The 17,665-nt window shown below is 56.9% G+C and carries 16 protein-coding genes; 15 read left to right on the top strand and 1 reads right to left on the bottom strand.

The annotated features are described in order from the left end of the window. Positions 1-143 precede the first annotated feature (143 nt). The gene (locus OGM59_07620) at positions 144-773 is read right to left on the bottom strand and encodes a hypothetical protein (protein ID UYI90571.1); all 630 of its coding nucleotides are present in this window, start codon (positions 771-773) and stop codon (positions 144-146) included. A gap of 249 nt (positions 774-1,022) precedes the next feature. Here OGM59_07620 and OGM59_07615 point away from each other — a divergent pair, with 249 nt between their 5' ends. From OGM59_07615 to OGM59_07545, 15 genes are all read left to right on the top strand, one after another. Beyond that, positions 1,023-1,643, top strand: coding sequence for a sugar transferase (locus tag OGM59_07615; protein UYI90570.1), 621 nt, complete (start codon positions 1,023-1,025; stop codon positions 1,641-1,643). Between the two features lie 41 nt (positions 1,644-1,684). Beyond that, positions 1,685-4,744 carry a DUF4981 domain-containing protein gene (locus tag OGM59_07610; GenBank protein UYI90569.1) on the top strand — a complete coding sequence of 1,020 codons (3,060 nt, stop codon included), beginning with the start codon at positions 1,685-1,687 and terminating at the stop codon, positions 4,742-4,744. Between the two features lie 180 nt (positions 4,745-4,924). Further along, positions 4,925-6,352 (top strand): radical SAM protein, encoded by a 1,428-nt coding sequence (locus OGM59_07605; protein UYI90568.1) that lies wholly within the window; start codon positions 4,925-4,927, stop codon positions 6,350-6,352. Between the two features lie 82 nt (positions 6,353-6,434). Continuing rightward, a complete protein-coding gene (gene pth / locus OGM59_07600) occupies positions 6,435-7,037 on the top strand; it encodes an aminoacyl-tRNA hydrolase (protein ID UYI90567.1) in 603 nt (200 codons plus the stop codon). A 37-nt stretch (positions 7,038-7,074) separates the two neighbouring features. Further along, positions 7,075-10,554, top strand: a complete 3,480-nt coding sequence (gene mfd / locus OGM59_07595) for a transcription-repair coupling factor (protein ID UYI90566.1) — start codon at positions 7,075-7,077, stop codon at positions 10,552-10,554. Between the two features lie 56 nt (positions 10,555-10,610). Further along, entirely contained in the window at positions 10,611-11,327 is a 717-nt protein-coding gene (locus OGM59_07590; protein UYI90565.1) for a M23 family metallopeptidase, read from the top strand. Between the two features lie 148 nt (positions 11,328-11,475). Next, entirely contained in the window at positions 11,476-11,817 is a 342-nt protein-coding gene (locus OGM59_07585) for a hypothetical protein (GenBank protein UYI90564.1), read from the top strand. After that, a complete protein-coding gene (locus tag OGM59_07580; GenBank protein UYI90563.1) occupies positions 11,804-13,060 on the top strand; it encodes a PBSX family phage terminase large subunit in 1,257 nt (418 codons plus the stop codon). The genes OGM59_07585 and OGM59_07580 overlap by 14 nt, the downstream gene beginning before the upstream one ends. 4 nt (positions 13,061-13,064) lie before the next feature. Beyond that, on the top strand, positions 13,065-14,198 hold the full coding sequence (locus tag OGM59_07575; protein UYI90562.1) for a serine/threonine protein phosphatase: 1,134 nt from the start codon (positions 13,065-13,067) through the stop codon (positions 14,196-14,198). Continuing rightward, complete coding sequence (locus OGM59_07570) at positions 14,195-15,166, top strand: hypothetical protein (protein ID UYI90561.1); 972 nt, start codon at positions 14,195-14,197, stop codon at positions 15,164-15,166. The genes OGM59_07575 and OGM59_07570 overlap by 4 nt, the downstream gene beginning before the upstream one ends. Positions 15,167-15,179: 13 nt before the next feature. Further along, positions 15,180-15,527 carry a hypothetical protein gene (locus tag OGM59_07565; GenBank protein UYI90560.1) on the top strand — a complete coding sequence of 116 codons (348 nt, stop codon included), beginning with the start codon at positions 15,180-15,182 and terminating at the stop codon, positions 15,525-15,527. Positions 15,528-15,545: 18 nt separating this feature from the next. After that, positions 15,546-16,532, top strand: coding sequence for a phage major capsid protein (locus OGM59_07560; protein UYI90559.1), 987 nt, complete (start codon positions 15,546-15,548; stop codon positions 16,530-16,532). Then, positions 16,525-16,899: a hypothetical protein gene (locus tag OGM59_07555; protein UYI90558.1), complete on the top strand. Its 375-nt coding sequence runs from the start codon at positions 16,525-16,527 to the stop codon at positions 16,897-16,899. The genes OGM59_07560 and OGM59_07555 overlap by 8 nt, the downstream gene beginning before the upstream one ends. Continuing rightward, positions 16,896-17,294 (top strand): hypothetical protein, encoded by a 399-nt coding sequence (locus OGM59_07550; GenBank protein ID UYI90557.1) that lies wholly within the window; start codon positions 16,896-16,898, stop codon positions 17,292-17,294. The genes OGM59_07555 and OGM59_07550 overlap by 4 nt, the downstream gene beginning before the upstream one ends. Further along, a complete protein-coding gene (locus OGM59_07545) occupies positions 17,242-17,664 on the top strand; it encodes a hypothetical protein (GenBank protein UYI90556.1) in 423 nt (140 codons plus the stop codon). Before OGM59_07550 ends, OGM59_07545 begins: the two co-directional genes overlap by 53 nt. Position 17,665 lies beyond the last annotated feature (1 nt).

Here is a 17,665-nt window from a genome sequence, read left to right as displayed (position 1 = left end):
ATTTTTCCACCTTATTGTGTATTTTCCAAAAATGATTTTGAAACGGTGCCTGATTTTTGCAGGCGTTAACAATCATTGTACCACAATTTGGCAAGATTGTCACTAAAAATATTATTTTTATATAATAATTACGGCACCAAAGGTCAGTTGCTTGTGCTCTCTGTGGTGCTTTTGCTGCCGGTGAGTCCGGAGGTCAGGGACTTGACCGCTTGCAGCGCACCGCCGGAGACGGCGTTCTCCGCTGCGTCATCAAAGCCCAGCATCAGGTTCTTTTTGCCGGCGGTAACGGTTAGGGTCACACTTACCGGGGCGGACTGCATCTTGGCAATGGCAATGCTGTCCGTCAGGCTTTTTAGGGAGGTGTTCAGCCAGGTCTCGTTATTCAGCAGCCCCAGCATTTGCAGCGCAGAATACTTGCTTACCAGCGCCTTGGTGAATGCCGACGCAGTGTCTTTTAAGTCCTTGTTGCGCACGCTGACGGTGACGGTCTTGGCGTCCAGATCTATGCTCTCAATGTTATATTCCAGGTTCTTGAACAGTGCCTTGCCCAGGTCCGCAAATTGGTCGTGCTTGTTGGCATAAGAGATGATCACGGACAGGGTCTTAGAGTCTACATATTTTTCCAGCTTCTTGGTATTAAAATCTTTCAACGCTGAAAACGCTTGGTCCACGGTGGCGGTTACATTCTTTTCCGTCATGGCGGTGGAACCGGAGCAGCCGGCAAAGGAGAGGGCCAGCAGCAGCGCCAGCACCAGGGAAAGTAATTTTTTCATGGCGATGTTCCTTTCAAATTGCTTATAATATTATACAGAATACCGCCGCCTTTTGCAAGAGCCGGAGCGCAGTGTTTACACCCCGTTCAAACACCGGCGAAAGTCGAGAATGGGAACTTTAACGCAAATATTGCATATTGAAAGCATATATGGTATAATCTACAAATAAATACACTCCATGTTGCGCACCGGGGCGTTTTTTCTCCGGTGGCAGCGCGGATTTTGATAATCAAAGTGAGAACGGATCTTATGGATAAAAAAAGCAAAAAAAAGTGGTTTGGTCCCACCAAGATCAAGCGGCTGTTTGATATTTGCGCCTCTTTTTTGGCGCTGGTGGTGCTGTCGCCGCTGTTTTTGGTGATCTGTATTGTAAACCTGTTTACCCCGGAGTGCTCTGTGTTCTTTAGTCATGAGCGGCGGGGACGGCGGGGCAAGCCCTTTACCATTTACAAGTTCCAGACCATGAAGAACAACACCCCCAACTGCGCCACCGGCGAGTTGGAGAACCCGGAACAGTACATTACAAAATTCGGCAAATTCCTGCGCAAGACCAGCCTGGACGAGTTGCCCCAGCTGTGGAATATCCTCAAAGGGGATATGAGTTTTGTGGGGCCGCGGCCGCTGATCTCCAGCGAAATGCGCGCCCACCGGCTGCGACTGGAATATGGGGTATATCGCTTTCGGCCCGGGCTCACCGGCTGGGCCCAGATCAACGGGCGTGACAGCATTTCTCTGTTGCGCAAGATGAAACTGGACAAGGAATACTGCGACAACTGGAGCCTGAAACTGGACCTGATCATTTTGCTGCGCTCCGTGGGCGCAGTGGTTAAGCAAGAGGGGTTCCACGAGGGCACCTATCATCGCCGATAAGGCAAAGAAAGTATTAACATTCCAGGAGCGGAGATACGGATATGGAAAGAAATTTTGTTGACGGTTATGTAGAGTGGCAGGCCAACCCGGAGATCACCGGGGTAAACCGGCTGCCCCAGCACGCTACCTTTATGCCCTACGCCAGCTTTGAGGAGGCGCAAAAGGCAGAACGCTATGCCTCCTCTCGGTGCAAGGTGCTAAACGGCAAGTGGAAGTTTAAGCTCTATAAAAACTATGCGTACCGGCCGTCGGACTTTGCCCAGGTGCATTACGACACCCACAACTGGGACACGGTGCAGGTACCCGGCTCCTGGCAAATGCAGGGCTACGACCAAAGCCAGTATTGCAATGTGCGTTATCCCTGGGAGGGGCACGAGGATATTTGCCCTCCGGCAGCCCCCACCAAGCACAATCCGGTGGGCTGCTATGTTAAGCGTATCCATGTAGGCGCCGATCTGCTGCAAAAGCGGGTAGTGCTGTGCTTTGAGGGTGTGGAGAGCGCTTTTTATCTCTATGTTAACGGCCAGCGGGTGGGCTACAGTGAGTCCAGTTTTAATCGGGCTGAGTTTGATGTGACCCGCTATCTGCAAGAGGGATCCAATGTGATCGGCGTGGAGGTGTACCGTTGGTGCACCGGCTCCTGGCTGGAGTGCCAGGATATGTGGCGCCTGGGCGGTATCTTTCGGGATGTGTATCTTTATACCACCGAGCGGGAGTACATTCGGGACTTTGTGCTGAAAGCCCAGCCGGACGGCGAGATGAAAGACGGCTTTGTGGAGGTGCTGGTGAAGACCAACGGCGCCTACGAGGGGCTGTCGCTGGATATGAGCGTGCTGGACGCAGCGGGCAACACCGTGGCGCTGGATTGCCAGTACGCCAATGAGGACCACCGCACGGTGCTGCGGGCCATTGTGGCCGGGGCAGACTTGTGGAGCAGCGAGCACCCGGCGCTTTACACCCTGGTGCTGACCTTAAAGAACAACGGTGCGCCTATTGAATATATTTCTACCAAATTCGGCTTTCGCAAGGTGGAGATCCTGGACGGCGTGATCCGTATTAACGACCGGCGTGTGGTGTTTAAGGGCACCAACCGCCACGAGTTTGACTGCCGCACCGGTCGGTATATCACCGAGGAAGTGATGCGGGACGATCTGGAGAAGATGAAGCGGGCCAATATGAACGCGGTGCGCACTTCTCATTATCCCAACTGTCCCCGGTGGATGGAGCTGTGCGACGAGTACGGTATTTATGTGATTGATGAGAACAATATGGAAAGCCACGGCACCAACCGCTCCACCATCATTGGCTGCCCCCAGATTCCGGACTCCCGACCGGAGTGGGAAAAGGCGTGTATGGATCGGATTCAGGCGCTGTATGAGCGGGACAAGAACTGCACCTGCGTGGTGTGCTGGTCCATGGGCAATGAGAGCCTGGGCGGCGAGACACCTAAGAAAATGTACCGCTATTTGAAAAATGTGGATGATACCCGCTTTGTGCACTTTGAGTGCCACGGCGACCCGGAGGAGCAAAGCTTGTCCGATGTGCAGAGCAAAATGTATGCCAAACCCCAGGAATGTGAAGAATATGCTCTGACCCGGCGGGACGGTCGGCCGTACCTGCTTTGCGAGTACACCCACGCCATGGGCAATTCTTGTGGTTCTACGGACGAATATACCACCCTGTGGGATAAATATCCCTGCCTGCAAGGCGGCTTTGTGTGGGACTGGGTGGATCAGAGCATTCTCACCAAGGACGACCAGGGACGGGAATACCTGGCCTACGGCGGCGATTTTGGGGACGAGCCCAACGACGGCCATTTCTGCGGCAACGGGCTGCTGTTTGGTGATCGGCGGATCACCCCCAAGTATTACGAAATTCAAAAGCTGTATCAGTATGTGGACTTCTGTGCCGTGGACCCGGTGCGGGGCCAAGTGGAGATCAAAAATAAATACCTGTTTACGGATTTGGCTGATTTTGAACTGTACTGGTGTCAGTGCAGTGATAAAGGCGTGTTCCGGGACGGGGTTGTGGAAGTGCAGCTTGCGCCCGGTGAGAAGAAGGTGCTGGACCTGGAACTGGGTCGCCCCTGCAACACGGAATTCTATTTGAATTTGGAGCTGCGCACCAAGGAAAAGACCCTGTGGTGCCCGGCGGGCTTTGCGGTGGCCAAGGAGCAGTTTGTCATTGACGCCTTTGCCAACACATACGATGAATTGGTGGCGGACGCACCGCTGCTGGTGGACGATACCTACGGCTCTCTGCGGGTGATGAGCGATGATGTAAACATTCGCTTTGAGCGCCGGGAGCGCAACCAGCTGGTGAGTATTAAGGTAGGCGGCGAGGAGCTGCTGCAAGGACCTATGCGCTTTAACTTCTGGCGGGCGCTGACGGATAATGACCGAGGCACCCGGGCCGGTTCTCGGCTGGGCTGCTGGCGAGACGCCGGCGACACCCCCGGGATTTACAACAACACCAAGTGGTCTATTGAGAATTACAAAATTTTGGACGGCGGCAAAAAGGTGGTTGTGGTCAGCGGTGCTACTGTGTGCACCCAGCCGGAGTGCAAGGGCCAGGTGGTCTACACCATTACCTCCAAGGGTATGGAGGTGGATATGCAATTCTTCCCCAATGACGCTTTGCCGGAGATCCCGGAGGTGGGGCTGCTGTTTGAGTTACCGCCGGATTTTGAAAATCTGACTTACCTGGGTGCCGGGCCGGAGGAGAACTATATTGATCGGTGCAACGCAACGCAGATCGGGCTGTACAACACCACGGTTACCGACCTTTATACCGATTATTTGAAACCCCAGGAGTGCGGCAATCGCACTGGTGTGCGCTACGCCACCCTGGTGGGGCAGAAAAAGGTGTTTAGCCTGGTGGCGGAGCCGGTGATGGAGCTGAATGTGAGCCACTGGCTGCCCAAGGAGATTGAGAATACCTGGCACGGCAAGGATCTGCCCCCGGTGACCAAGACCGTGGTGCGCTGCATTGCCCGGCAGCAGGGCGTAGGCGGCTACGACAGCTGGGGCGCCCACTGCAATGAGAAATACAAGAACAAGACCGATAAGACCTATCGCTTAAAGTTCCAGATCCGGTTTTAATCACCAGTAATCGGCCGATTCTTAAAAAAAGATAAAGTTTTACAGGACATTACGCCCTTTATTAAACTTATGGCTTGACTTTTTGATTCCTTAGTATTATATTTGATACACAGAATTTGACTGAAATTGCAGGAACTGCTGCCTTTCGGCGGCATACTGCGTATAGAGAGGTTAAGTATTATGGCTTTCAAAGAAACAGTGACGGCTGTTGTCGTAAAAAACGCGATCAAGTATGCGCGTAAGGATTTTGATAAGAACGCACCCCGCATTCTCAGCCTGATGGAGATGGCGGATGTAAAGAAGGTTAATCGTTCCACCTATGCCGGTCTGCACAAGGTGCTGGATGACCCGAATAACAACTGGATGCGCTTTGCCAGAGATTTGGTTTGCAATACAGATGAGCATGTGCTCAATCAGCTGGTTCAGCCGCTGATGAATGTAGCCATTAACAGCTACACCAAGCGTATGGCTGCCATTGAGAAGTACGGCTGCAATGTGCCGTGGGCAATCCTGATGGATCCCACCGCTGCCTGCAACCTGAAGTGCACCGGCTGCTGGGCTGCCGAGTACGGCCATACCAGCTCTCTGTCTTACGACGATCTGACCCGTATTATCACCCAGGGCAAGGAGCTGGGTACATATATGTATCTGTACACCGGCGGCGAGCCTACCATGCGCCGCAAGGATCTGATGCGTATTTGCAGAGAGAACCCGGACTGCGCATTCCTGAGCTTTACCAACGGTACGCTGATCGACGACAGCTTTGCTGATGAGATCCGCGAAGTAGGCAACTTCTACCCGGCCTTCTCTATTGAGGGCTACGAGGAGGAGAACGACTTCCGTCGCGGCGCCGGCACTTTCCAAAAGTGCACGGCCGCCATGAAGCGGCTGAAAGATCGGGGCGTGCCCTTTGGCGCCTCCCTGTGCTACACCAGCAAAAACACCGATGTGCTGGCCTCTGACGAGTATATGGACTGGCTCATCGACCAGGGCGTTAAGTTTGCCTGGTTCTTTACCTATATGCCCACCGGCAACGGCGCGGTAACCGATCTGATGGTTAGCCCGGAGCAGCGTGCGCTGATGTATAAGAAGATGCACGAGTGGCGCCACACCAAGCCCATTTTTGCGCTGGACTTTTGGAACGACGGCGAGTATGTGCAGGGCTGTATTGCCGGCGGCCGCCACTATTTCCATATTAACTCCAACGGCGACTGCGAGCCTTGCGCCTTTGTGCATTACTCCAATGTGAATATTAAGGAATGCTCCGTGTTGGACGCGCTGCAAAGTCCGCTGTTTATGGCGTACAAGCGCAACCAGCCGTTCTCTAACAATATGCTGCGCCCCTGCCCGGTGCTGGATAACCCCGGCGCCATCAGCAAAATGGTGGCAGAGACCGGTGCTTATTCTACCGAGATGCAGCACCCGGAGTCGGCCAACGAGCTGTACGACAAGACCATCGGCGCTGCCAAGGCCTGGAAGGTGAAGGCAGACGAGCTGTTTGACCGTGACAAGTTCATTGCCAAGCATGTGAAGGACGAGAATATGTACAACTTCGAGAAATCCGACGACGAGCGGGAATTCCAGGAGTTTGAAAAAACCGAGGCATAATCAGAACGGGCGCGACGCACGCTGTACTGTAGAGGTACGGTGGCGGCGTGCCCGATTTTTGCCATAAGAAGATAGGAAGAGTATGCTTTTTTCAAGAAAAAAAGAGTTTGGCGGCACCTATTCGTATTTGATTGTAGGGCTGGGCAATCCCGGACCTAAGTACGAGATGACCCGCCACAACGCGGGCTTTTTGGCGGTGGATCTGCTGGCGCTCCAGGAGCATGTGGATATTAAAAAATTAAAGTTCCACGCCCTGGTGGGCGATGTGCGCCTGGGCGGAGAGCGGTGCTTGCTGATGAAGCCGCAAACCATGATGAACCTGAGCGGCGACGCAGTGGCCGAGGCGGCGAATTTTTATAAAATTCCGCCGGAGCGGGTGCTGGTGCTGTTTGACGACATCAGTTTGGATGTGGGTCGTACCCGGGTGCGCCGTAAGGGCAGCGCCGGGGGACACAACGGCATAAAAAGTATTATTGCCCGGTTGGGCAGCCAGGACTTCCCCCGGGTGAAGATCGGCGTGGGGCAAAAACCCACCCCGGCGTATGACCTGGCGGACTGGGTGCTGGGCCGTTTTCCCAAAGAGCAAGAGCCGGCGCTGAAGACGGCGCTGGAGCACGCCACGGCGGCGGTGCGGCTGCTGGTGGAGGGCAAAACGGATGAGGCCATGAACTTGTATAACCGCTGACAGCAAAAGCCCTGCGGGGCAGAATAGGAATGAAAGAATGTCTTGCTTTTCAGGTATACTGAATCAAAGTGATGCGTTTGCCAGCCTCAATCGGGCGTGGACCACCGGGTCCCGACCAGTTGGGGCCGTTGGTCTTTCGGAGACCGGTAAAGCGCTGGTGCTCCACGCACTGTATGAACAACAAAAAAAGCCCCTGCTGGTGCTCACGCCGGACGAGGCCTCTGCCGTTAAATTGACGGAGGATCTGCGCACCCTGCAAGGGGATGTGTTGTTGTACCCGGCGCGGGAGATGAACTTTGTGCAGGTGGCGGGTGCCAGCCATGAGTACGAGCTGCTGCGGCTGGATGTGCTGTCCCGCATGGCTGCGGGGGCGTACACGGCCGTGGTGGCGCCGGTGGCAGCTGCCTGCCAGCTGACCATGCCCCCGGCGGAGCTGCTGGGGCGCACCCGCACGGTAAAGGTGGGGGATGATGTGCCCCCCGGCCAGCTGGTACAGGCGTTGGTGGCAGCGGGCTATGTCAGGTACGACCAGGTGGACGGCACCAGCCAGTTTGCTTTGCGTGGCGGTATTTTGGACATTTTTCCACCTGGGCGCACAGAACCGGTGCGGCTGGAATTCTGGGGCGATACCATTGAGAGTATGACCGCCTTTGACCTGGCTACCCAACGGCGGACGGAGGCACTGGACAGCCTGCGGATCACCCCATCGGCAGAGGTGCTCTTTGCCGATGCGGAAAAAACCGCCAAGGCAATAGAAGCGCTGGCTGCCGGGCTGCGGGGCAAGGCCACCAAAGCCCGGGAAAAGCTGCTCACAGACGCAGACACCCTGCGCAAAACCGGCACCCTGCCTTGTAAAGATAAATATTTACCCCTTGTGTATCAGTCAAACGGATTGTTTGATTATTGCAACGGTCTGCTGGCGGTGTGCGACTCGGCAAAAGTGAAAGAGAAGTGCAATAACGCCAATCGGCTGCTGCAAGAGGATATGAAGTGGCTGGTGGAGCAGGGCAGCCTGTGCAAGGGGCTGGACCGGTATACGGTTGATTTTGACACGCTGACGGAAATTTATACAGAAAAGAAAGCGCTGTATCTGGACTCCATGCCTCGGGGCAGCTTTGACACCCCGGTGGGGCATTTGTCCGACTTCCGGCTGCAAACCCTGGGGGTATGGAGCGGCACCATGGCCCAGCTGACGGAGGAGCTGCGCCCCTTGGCGGAGAAAAAGTACACCATCTGCCTGCTGGCAGGTACGGAGCGGGCCGGGCGCGCTTTGGCCACGGACCTGCAAAGTGAGGGCTTTTCCGCAGAATTCTACCCGCGCTTGCCGGAGCAGTTCCAGACCGGCACGGTGCATGTATGCCCGGGCAGCCTCAGCGGCGGGGTGCAAATTTCGGATATTCGCTTTGCCCTGTTTACCCACGCCCGCACCGGGCAAAGTAAAAAGAAGCACAAGCGTGCTCGGGGCAAAAACGCCATTCACTCCCTGGACGAATTGCAAAAAGGCGACTATATTGTGCACAATGTGCACGGAATTGGCGTGTTTGAGGGCATTCACTCCCTGGAGCTTAGCGGGGTGAAAAAGGATTATATTAAAATCAGCTACGCCAAGGGCGACACCCTGTATGTGCCGGTGACCCAGTTGGATTTGGTGTCCAAGTACATTGGGCCTAAGGAAGATACAAAGGTGAAGATCAACCGCCTCGGCTCCGGCGACTGGCAAAAGACCAAGGCCAAGGTGCGCGCCTCTGTGCGGGATATGGCCAAGGAGTTAATTGCTCTCTACGCCAAGCGGATGAGTACCCCCGGCTATGCCTTTAGCCCGGACGGGGATATGCAGCGGGACTTTGAGTTGCGCTTTGCCTATGATGAGACCGACGATCAGCTGCAAAGCGCGGCGGAGATCAAGGCGGATATGGAGCGGCCGTCGCCTATGGACCGGCTGCTGTGCGGCGATGTGGGCTTTGGCAAAACGGAGGTGGCTCTGCGCAGCGCCTTTAAGTGCATTGCAGACGGTAAGCAGTGCGCCATTTTGGTGCCCACCACGGTGTTGGCTATGCAGCATTACCAAACGGCTATGCGCCGGATGGAGCCGTTTCCGGTGCGGGTGGAGATGCTCTCCCGCTTTGTGTCCCCCACTAAGCAAAAGCAGATATTGGAGGATCTGGCGCACGGCGGGGTGGATCTGCTGGTAGGTACGCACCGGATTATCAGCAAGGACATTCGCTTTAAGGATCTGGGGCTGCTGATTGTGGATGAGGAGCAGCGCTTCGGCGTGGCACAAAAAGAGAAGATCAAAGAGAAATTCCCGGCGGTAGATGTGCTGACTCTGTCTGCCACTCCCATTCCCCGTACCTTGAATATGGCTATGAGCGGCATACGGGATATGAGCGTGCTGGAGGAGGCTCCCGGCGACCGGCACCCGGTGCAGACCTATGTGATGGAGTACGATTTTGGGGTGCTGACGGAGGCCATGGAAAAGGAACTGGCACGGGGCGGTCAGTGCTACTACTTGCATAATAATATTGATACCATTGAGCACACGGCGGTGCAAATCCAAAAGGCACTGCCCGGCGCGCGGGTGGGCATTGCCCACGGTCGTATGACCGAGGAGCAGCTTAGTTCCGTTTGGCAGCAGCTTTTAGACGCCCAGTTGGATGTTTTGGTGTGCACCACCATTATAGAGACCGGGGTGGATATTCCCAATGTAAACACCCTGATTATTGAGCACGCAGACCGCATGGGACTGGCCCAGCTGCACCAAATTCGCGGCCGGGTCGGGCGTTCCTCTCGCCGGGCGTTTGCCTACTTTACTTACACCCGTGGGCGGGAGCTGACGGATATTGCTACCAAGCGGTTGGAGGCCATTCGGGAATACACGGAGTTCGGCTCCGGGTTTAAGATTGCTATGCGGGACCTGGAGATCCGCGGTGCCGGTTCTCTTTTGGGCAACCGCCAGCACGGCCATATGGAGGCGGTCGGATACGATATGTACTTAAAGTTGTTGGAGGAGGCCGTGGCGCTGGAGAAAGGCGAGGCGCCTGCCCAAAACGAGGAGCAGGAGTGCCTGATCGACCTGCCGGTGGACGCCAATATTCCCGAGGCGTATATCCCTGCCACCAATCAGCGGATCGCCATGTATAAGCGCATTGCGGACATTGCCGGCGACGCAGACGCCAACGATGTGTACGACGAGTTGACGGACCGGTACGGCAAGCCGCCCCAAAGTGTGTACGGGTTGGTGGAAATTGCGCTGTTGCGCAATCGGGCGCTGGCGTTAGGCTTAACGGAAATCAGCCAAAAAAACGGCGCGGTGCTGTTGTATTTCAGTAATCTGGAACCGGCATGGATCCCGGCGCTGAACAAGGGTATGTACGGCCGGGTGCTGCTGTCTGCAGGCAAAAAGCCCTATATCGCCTTAAAACCACTGCCCCAGGAATCGGTGGTAGACACCCTGCGCACCGCCATGGAAATCATGGAGGCGGAGAGCCGGGCGGCCAAAGCGGCAAAAACAGAATAACCCCTTTGTATAAAACAAAACACCTTGGCGCATACTACTGCCGAGGTGTTATTTTTATGGCTACATCAAAAAAAGATAAAAATGAAAGCAAAAATCTGCGGACCCTGTTCTCGGTGATCTGCCTGTCCATCATCGCTCTGGGACTGATTGTGTATTTCTCCTCCCAAGGCAGCGGCAAGACCCCGGTGGGCGAGCCTACTTCCGTGACGGAGACCACTTCGGCGGCTGCGGTGCAGCACCGGGTAGAGGGTGTAACGGAGACCGCCCCCGCCACTACGGCAGGCACCACGGTGGCTGCCACCCGGGGCACCACCACTACGGAGCCGGCGTCCATGCAGCAGTCGGATACCAATATGCCTTACAAGAGTTTTTACAAATATCCGGTGTCCGAGAGCGTGCAGCAAAGCTACAATGAGGAGCTGACATTTAACCGCACCATGGGGGACTACCGTGCCCATGCGGCAGTGGACTTTAAGGCCAACAAGGGTGCCAAGGTGACCGCCATCAACGACGGCCTGGTGCTGTCCGTTAAGACGGACGCCCTGCTGGGCAAGGTCATCACCATTGACCACGGGGGCAACCTGGTGGCCCAATACTGTGGTATGGATGCAGTGAATGTGTCTGCCGGAAATTATGTGACTCTGGGTCAGGATTTGGGCACCCTGGGCACCGTACCTTTTGAGGCGGAAGAGACGCCCCACCTGCACTTGATTACCACCATGAACAAGGAGACGGTGGATCCGCTGAAGGTGATGAGCAAGACCAAGGATTGATAAAACGGAATAAGTAAGCAGAAAAAGTCGGTGTTTTTTACCGGCTTTTTTCTTTTTATAGAGCCTTTCGTCTATAACCCGGCGGTTTTCAAGGGTATAGGTGAAGGGCGCTTTTTCGGTGCGGCGCCCTTTTGCAGGAGGTGAGCCGATGGGCAGACGAAAGAAAAAGAGCATACGGCAGGAATACACCGAGGGTTTAAGGCACCTTGCCTTTGGCGAAATACAGGATGCGGTACGGCTGCTGTATGCCCCGGAGGAGCAGATCTTGCCGGCGCTGGGGGAGATGGATCTCTTTAACATCAGCGAGATCAAGCGCCCTAAGGGCGGCGGTATGGAGATCAAATTCTTTGATCGGCTCAAGGCGCTGGAGAAGCTGCAAGCCCTGGAGGCGGCTGAGGGCAACACGGCGGCTGCCTTTTACCAGGCACTGGAGGCCGGTGCCAAGTGCGTTTGGCAGGAAGGGGGCGCCGGGGATCGTGACAGCGTTTAAGCCCTTTTCGCCCAAGCAGATGCAGGCACTGACCTGGTGGTGCCCGGGGTCGCCCCACAGCGGCAAAAGCGGCATTATCTGCGACGGCGCCGTGCGCAGCGGCAAGACCCTGTGCATGAGCCTTTCCTTTGTCAGTTGGGCGTTCTATCGCTTCCGCGACACAGCCTTTGCCCTGTGCGGCAAGACGGTCGCTTCTCTAAGACGGAATGTGCTCACCCCGCTGACGGAGCAGCTGACGGCGCTGGGCTTTACCTGCACTTTTAAGATCAGCCGCAGCGAGCTGACGGTGTGCCGGGACGGACGGGAGAACCGCTTTTATCTGTTTGGCGGGCGAGACGAAAGCTCTGCCGCTTTGATCCAGGGTATGACCCTGGGCGGCGTGCTGCTGGACGAGGTGGCCTTAATGCCCCGCTCCTTTGTGGAGCAGGCGCTGGCCAGGTGCTCTCTGGAGGGGGCCACCTATTGGTTTAACTGCAATCCGGAGCACCCCTATCATTGGTTCTATAAAGAGTGGATCCAAAAAGCGGCGGAAAAGCAGGTGTTGTACCTGCACTTTCAGATGACGGACAATCCCTCTCTGTCTCCGGCGGTGCTGCGGCGGTACAAGCGACTGTACAGCGGCACCTTTTACCGCCGGTTCGTAGAGGGGCGCTGGGTGGCGGCAGACGGACTGGTGTACCCCATGTTTGACCCCAAGCGGCATGTGGGGGCGCCGGCATCGCCTGCCGGGCCCTGGTATCTCTCTTGCGACTACGGCACGGTCAATCCCTTTTCCCTGGGGCTGTGGTGCCGAGACGGAGATGCCTGGTGCCGGGTGGCGGAGTATTACCACTCCGGTCGAGCCACCGGGGTGCAACTTACCGACGAGGAATACTATGCCCACCTGTGCGAATTGGCGGGAGATCGGCCCATTGCGGCACTGATCATTGACCCCTCCGCCGCCAGCTTTGCAGAGACGGTGCTGCGCCACGGCCGCTATCCGGTACTGAAGGCGGATAACGATGTGGTGGCGGGCATTCATCGGGTGAGCCGGGCACTGCAACAGGCGCAGATCAAGATTGCCCCCGGGTGCAAGGACGCATTGCGGGAGTTCTCCCTGTACCAGTGGGACAACAGTCTGCGCCGGGACGCACCGAAAAAAGAAAACGACCATGCAATGGACGACATTCGCTACTTTGTTTCTACCGTATTGAACGGTGAGGAGCCCGGCGGCGTATGCGCCCTTGCGGTAGAAAGGAAGTGATGTTTTGGGACGCTTTCGTTCCAAAGCGGGCGCCAAAAAAGGAGCAGGGGACTGCTGTGCGGTGCAGACCGGGCACCCGGCGGGTCAGCCCTTTTGCAGCTGGCAGTCCTACGGAGCGGTGACGGCGGACGCTGCGCTCTATCGCAATCTGCGAGAGAACATTCCCATTTTGGACGCGGCCATCGGCAAGCTGGTGCGCCTGACCGGCGGGTTCAGCCTGGACACCGGCAGTGATGGGCTGAATGCGCAGTTAAACCGGGATTTGTCCGGGATCAATGTGGGCGGCAACCAGCAGGGGATTGAGGCTTTTATCGCCACTTATTTGGATCAACTGCTCACCTACGGCAGCGCTGTGGGCGAGATGATCACCGACGGGCGGGAACTGTATGCTCTGTATAACGGCGACACCCGCAATTTGGAAGTGCGCCGCGCGGGGAACGGGCTGGATCTGTGCTTTTTCAGCGGCGGAGAGCCGCTGCCCCGGCCGGAGCTGCTGCTCTACTCCGTGCTGAACCCGGAGCCGGGGGCTGTGGCAGGCACCAGTCTGCTGCGGGGACTGCCCTTTGTGAGCCGGATCTTGTTGCAAATTTACAACACCATCGGCCAAAACTGGAGCCATGCCGGTAATCTGCGCTATGCGGTGGTGTACCGACCGGGCAACGACGCGGCGGACCGTGCCTATGCAGGGCAGCGGGCACAGACCATGGCCCGCTCCTGGCAGGAGGCTATGGACGCTTCGTCCGTGAAGGACTTTGTGGCGGTGGGCGATGTGGATGTAAAGGTGATCGGCGCCGACAATCAGGTGCTGGAGAGCGAGATTCCTGTGCGCCAAATGCTGGAGCAGATCGTGGCCAAAACCGGGCTGCCGCCCTTTATGTTCGGTCTGTCCTGGTCTACCACCGAGCGGATGAGCCGCCAACAGGCGGACCTGCTCACCACGGAGCTGAAGAATTATCGGCGTATTTTAACCCCGGTGATCGAGAAGATCGGGCGCACCTATTTGCAGTGCTGCGGCAGCGGCGCTCCCTTCCAGGTGGTGTGGCAGGATATTACCCTGCAAGACCAGACGGATACGGCCCAGGCCCATTTGTATGAGGCCCAGGCGGAGAAAATCAAAAAGGAGACGGAGAAATTATGACCGGCGGTTATGTAGAAAAGAGTTTTGCACCGGCGCCGGCGGATTTAGAGGCCATCGGCGCCTTTACCCGCCGCGCGTTTGCGCCGGAGGAGCTGTATGTGTTCTCCGTGGTGCTGTGCAACAACGATGTGGATCGGGATCATGAAAAGTTTACCCGTCGGGCGCTGGAGGAACTGGGTGCCCTGTTTGTGGGCAAGACCGGGATCTTTGACCACTCTATGAAAAGCGGCGACCAGGCGGCACGCATTTATGCCACGGCGGTGGTACCGGTGCCCGGGCGCAAGACTGCGGACGGCGAGAATTTGGTGACCTTACAGGCTAAGGCCTATATGGTGCGCACCCCCGGCAATGCGGAGCTGATCACCCAGATTGACGGCGGAATCAAAAAGGAAGTGAGCGTGTCCTGTGCCATGGGCAGCGCTGTATGCTCCCTGTGCGGTGCGGATCGGCGCAGCGGCGGGTGCAGCCATGTGCCCGGCAGAAGCTATGACGGCAAGGTGGCCTTTACCGTGCTGTCCGACGCCACGGACGCTTACGAATGGAGCTTTGTGGCCGTGCCTGCCCAGCGAGAGGCCGGTGTGGTCAAGCACTATGACAGCAGCAAAGGAGACAAGACTGTGACAGAGAACGATGTACGCAAGACCCTGCAAAACAGCAAAGGCGCTGTGACCCTCACCTGCGACCAAGCGCGAGCGTTGGCGCGACAGCTGGACACCCTGGAGCAGGAGGCCCAGTTGGGCAAAAGCTACAAGCAGGAGCTGGCTTCCCAGGTGGTACGTCTGTGCGCCGGGGTGCTGCCTCAGATGGAGCTGGGCGTGTTTGAGGGCGTGGCCCGGGTGATGACTGCCAAGGAGTTGCAGGCCTTTAAGGCCGCCTTTGAGGCTGCCGATCGCCGTGCCAATATGCCGTCGCCCCAGCTGGCGTCCGGCGGCGAAAAAAAGAGCAACAACCAGGCTTTTGTAATTTAAGGAGGAAGAAACCATGGCAATTTATTTTGACGGATTTGACGACAAGATGCTTAGCTTTTACAGCGAGTCCGGCCGGGTGGGTATGCTGGCATACCCGGTGGCCAATAAATATGTAAAAGAGTGCGACAGCAAAAGCCCCAACTTTATGGGCTTTGTACGCAATGTACAGGGCAACCTGGTGGGCGTGCAGCTGGGCGGCTATGTGGAGTGCAAGTTTACCGGCATCGCGCCCACGCCCGGCTACTGCGGCCTGATTGCCGACGGCAGCGGCGGCGTAAAAGTGGACGAGGAAAAGGCGGCAATCAAGCGCCTGGTCCTTTGGGCAGACGCCACCACCGGCATGGTCGGTTTTATTCTTTAATACAGGAGGTAATGTAAGATGGCTTATGATAATCTGAAATTGGAAAAGGGACTGTACACTACCGGCAAAAGCTTTACCCAGGCGCTGGAACAGATCGACCCTTCGGAAAATTACGCAGGCACCCCGCTGGAAGGGCTGGACGCCTATCAGCGCCAGCTTAAGCGCTTTGACATTAAAGTCAGTGGCATCGGCTCCGACACGGTGTCCAAATTCTTCCAGACTTCGGACTCTGCGGCGCTGTTTCCGGAGTATGTGAGCCGAGCGGTGCGCCAGGGTATGGAGCAGGCGGATGTGCTGCAAAAGATCGTGGCCACCACCACGGTGATTGACGGTATGGACTACCGCGCCATTGAGAGCGTGGAGAACGGCGAGCGGTTGACTGCCGCCGAGGTGGCGGAGGGTGCGTCCCTGCCTACCACTACGGTGCAGGTGAAGGATACGCTCACGGAGATGCACAAGCGAGGTCGTATGCTGGTGGCCTCTTATGAGGCGGTGAAGTTCCAAAAGCTGGATCTGTTTACCGTGACCCTGCGCCAAATCGGCAACTGCATTGCAGAAGGGCAGCTGCTGGACGCTTATGCGGCGCTGATCGGCGTGCATGATAGCGGCATTACTTTGGAGGGCGGTCTGACTTATGCCGGGCTGGTGGATCTGTGGAACGCTTTTGAGGGCTTCAATATGACCACTCTGCTGGTGAGTGCCCGGGATACCGCCTCCATTTTGAAAATGACCGAAATGCAGGATGCAATCGCCGGCAACGACTTCCACGCCACCGGTCGGGTGGTGACTCCGCTGGGCGCGGAGCTGATCAAGCACAAGATGTTCCCCGACAATACCATTTTGGCGCTGGATCGTACCTGCGCACTGGAAAAGGTGCAGGCCGGTGATGTGGTCACCGACTTTGACAAGCTGATTGATCGCCAGCTGGAGCGGGCGTCCATCACCGCCATTGCCGGGTTCTCGCCCATCTTCTCCGGCGCCGTTCAGATGCTGACCCATGCCTAAGCCAAACTGTATGGATATACAGGCGGTCACAGAGCGGTTGCAGCTGCTCTCCGGAGAGACGGCGGAGCAGCTGACCCAGTGGGCACCGGTGATCGCCTCGGCGGTGCGCATGGTGGAGCTGCGTATGTTTGACGGGACGGATCCGGCGGACGAGCGACTGATCCACCTGGCAGCGGTGAAAGCGCTGCGTATGCTGGAGCAGTCCCGGTGGTTCCAAAGCGGCGACGATGTAACCGCCTTTACCGCCGGCGATGTAACGGTGCAGCAAAGCGGCCAGCACAAGGCATCTGCCCTGATGCTGGAGGATGCGGAGCAGGCGTGTAGAGGCCTGCTGCGGGACGACGCCTTTGCCTTTCTCAGCGTATGACACCGGCTGCACATATCATTAAAAATCAGTTGACCCGGGCAGGCAACAGCGCCTGCCTGGTCACCGAGGCGGGTCGATCCCTTCCGTTTTTCTGTACTCTGCAACAGACCTGGCGGAAGAACAAGTCCAATTTTACGGATCGGCAAACGCCCATTGGGCGGGTGGACAAGGATTTTTACCTGTACATCGGCCCCTTTGATCGGAATATCCTGAAACTGCCGGAGGACGCGGTGCTGGAGACCGGTGACCGATCTTATTATTTTATCAAGCGGGAGGCGGTCTGTATGGGCGGCCAGCTGCTGTATTATACCGGCGTGATGAAGCGCTTGCAGGAGGGGAGTTATGAAGTGGACAACGGATCCGGTGACGCAGGTACTGGCGAAGCTGCGGGATAGCGCTGCCCTGCAAGGGGTGGACTTTTGCCGGGCGTATCCGGACCAAATGAAGCCCAGCCGCCTGCTGCGCCCGGTGGTGGCGGTGCGCCTGGCGGAGATGGACGGCACCAGCGACGCAGTGGGTGAGGAGAGCCGGGCCGGTCAGATCGCTCTGTGCTTTGATCTGTATGCGCCCCCGGCTGCCGGTACTGGGGCTCTGCAACAGGTGCTCTCCGGCATTTGCCGCACGCTGCTGGATCGGCGGGTGTGTGCGGTGTCGGCCGGCGCGCCCCAGGCGGACACGTACACCGGCTGCCTGCACCTGCGAGCCACCTTGACCTATCGGGAGGATTTAGAAGATGGAGACGGAGAGTATGAACGAACAGAATAAT

The organism is Oscillospiraceae bacterium (genome assembly GCA_025757685.1).
Classification (GTDB): Bacteria; Bacillota; Clostridia; order Oscillospirales; family Acutalibacteraceae; genus CAG-217.
Note: the sequence above shows the minus strand (reverse complement) of the source record. Positions and strands in the feature narration are given on the sequence as shown.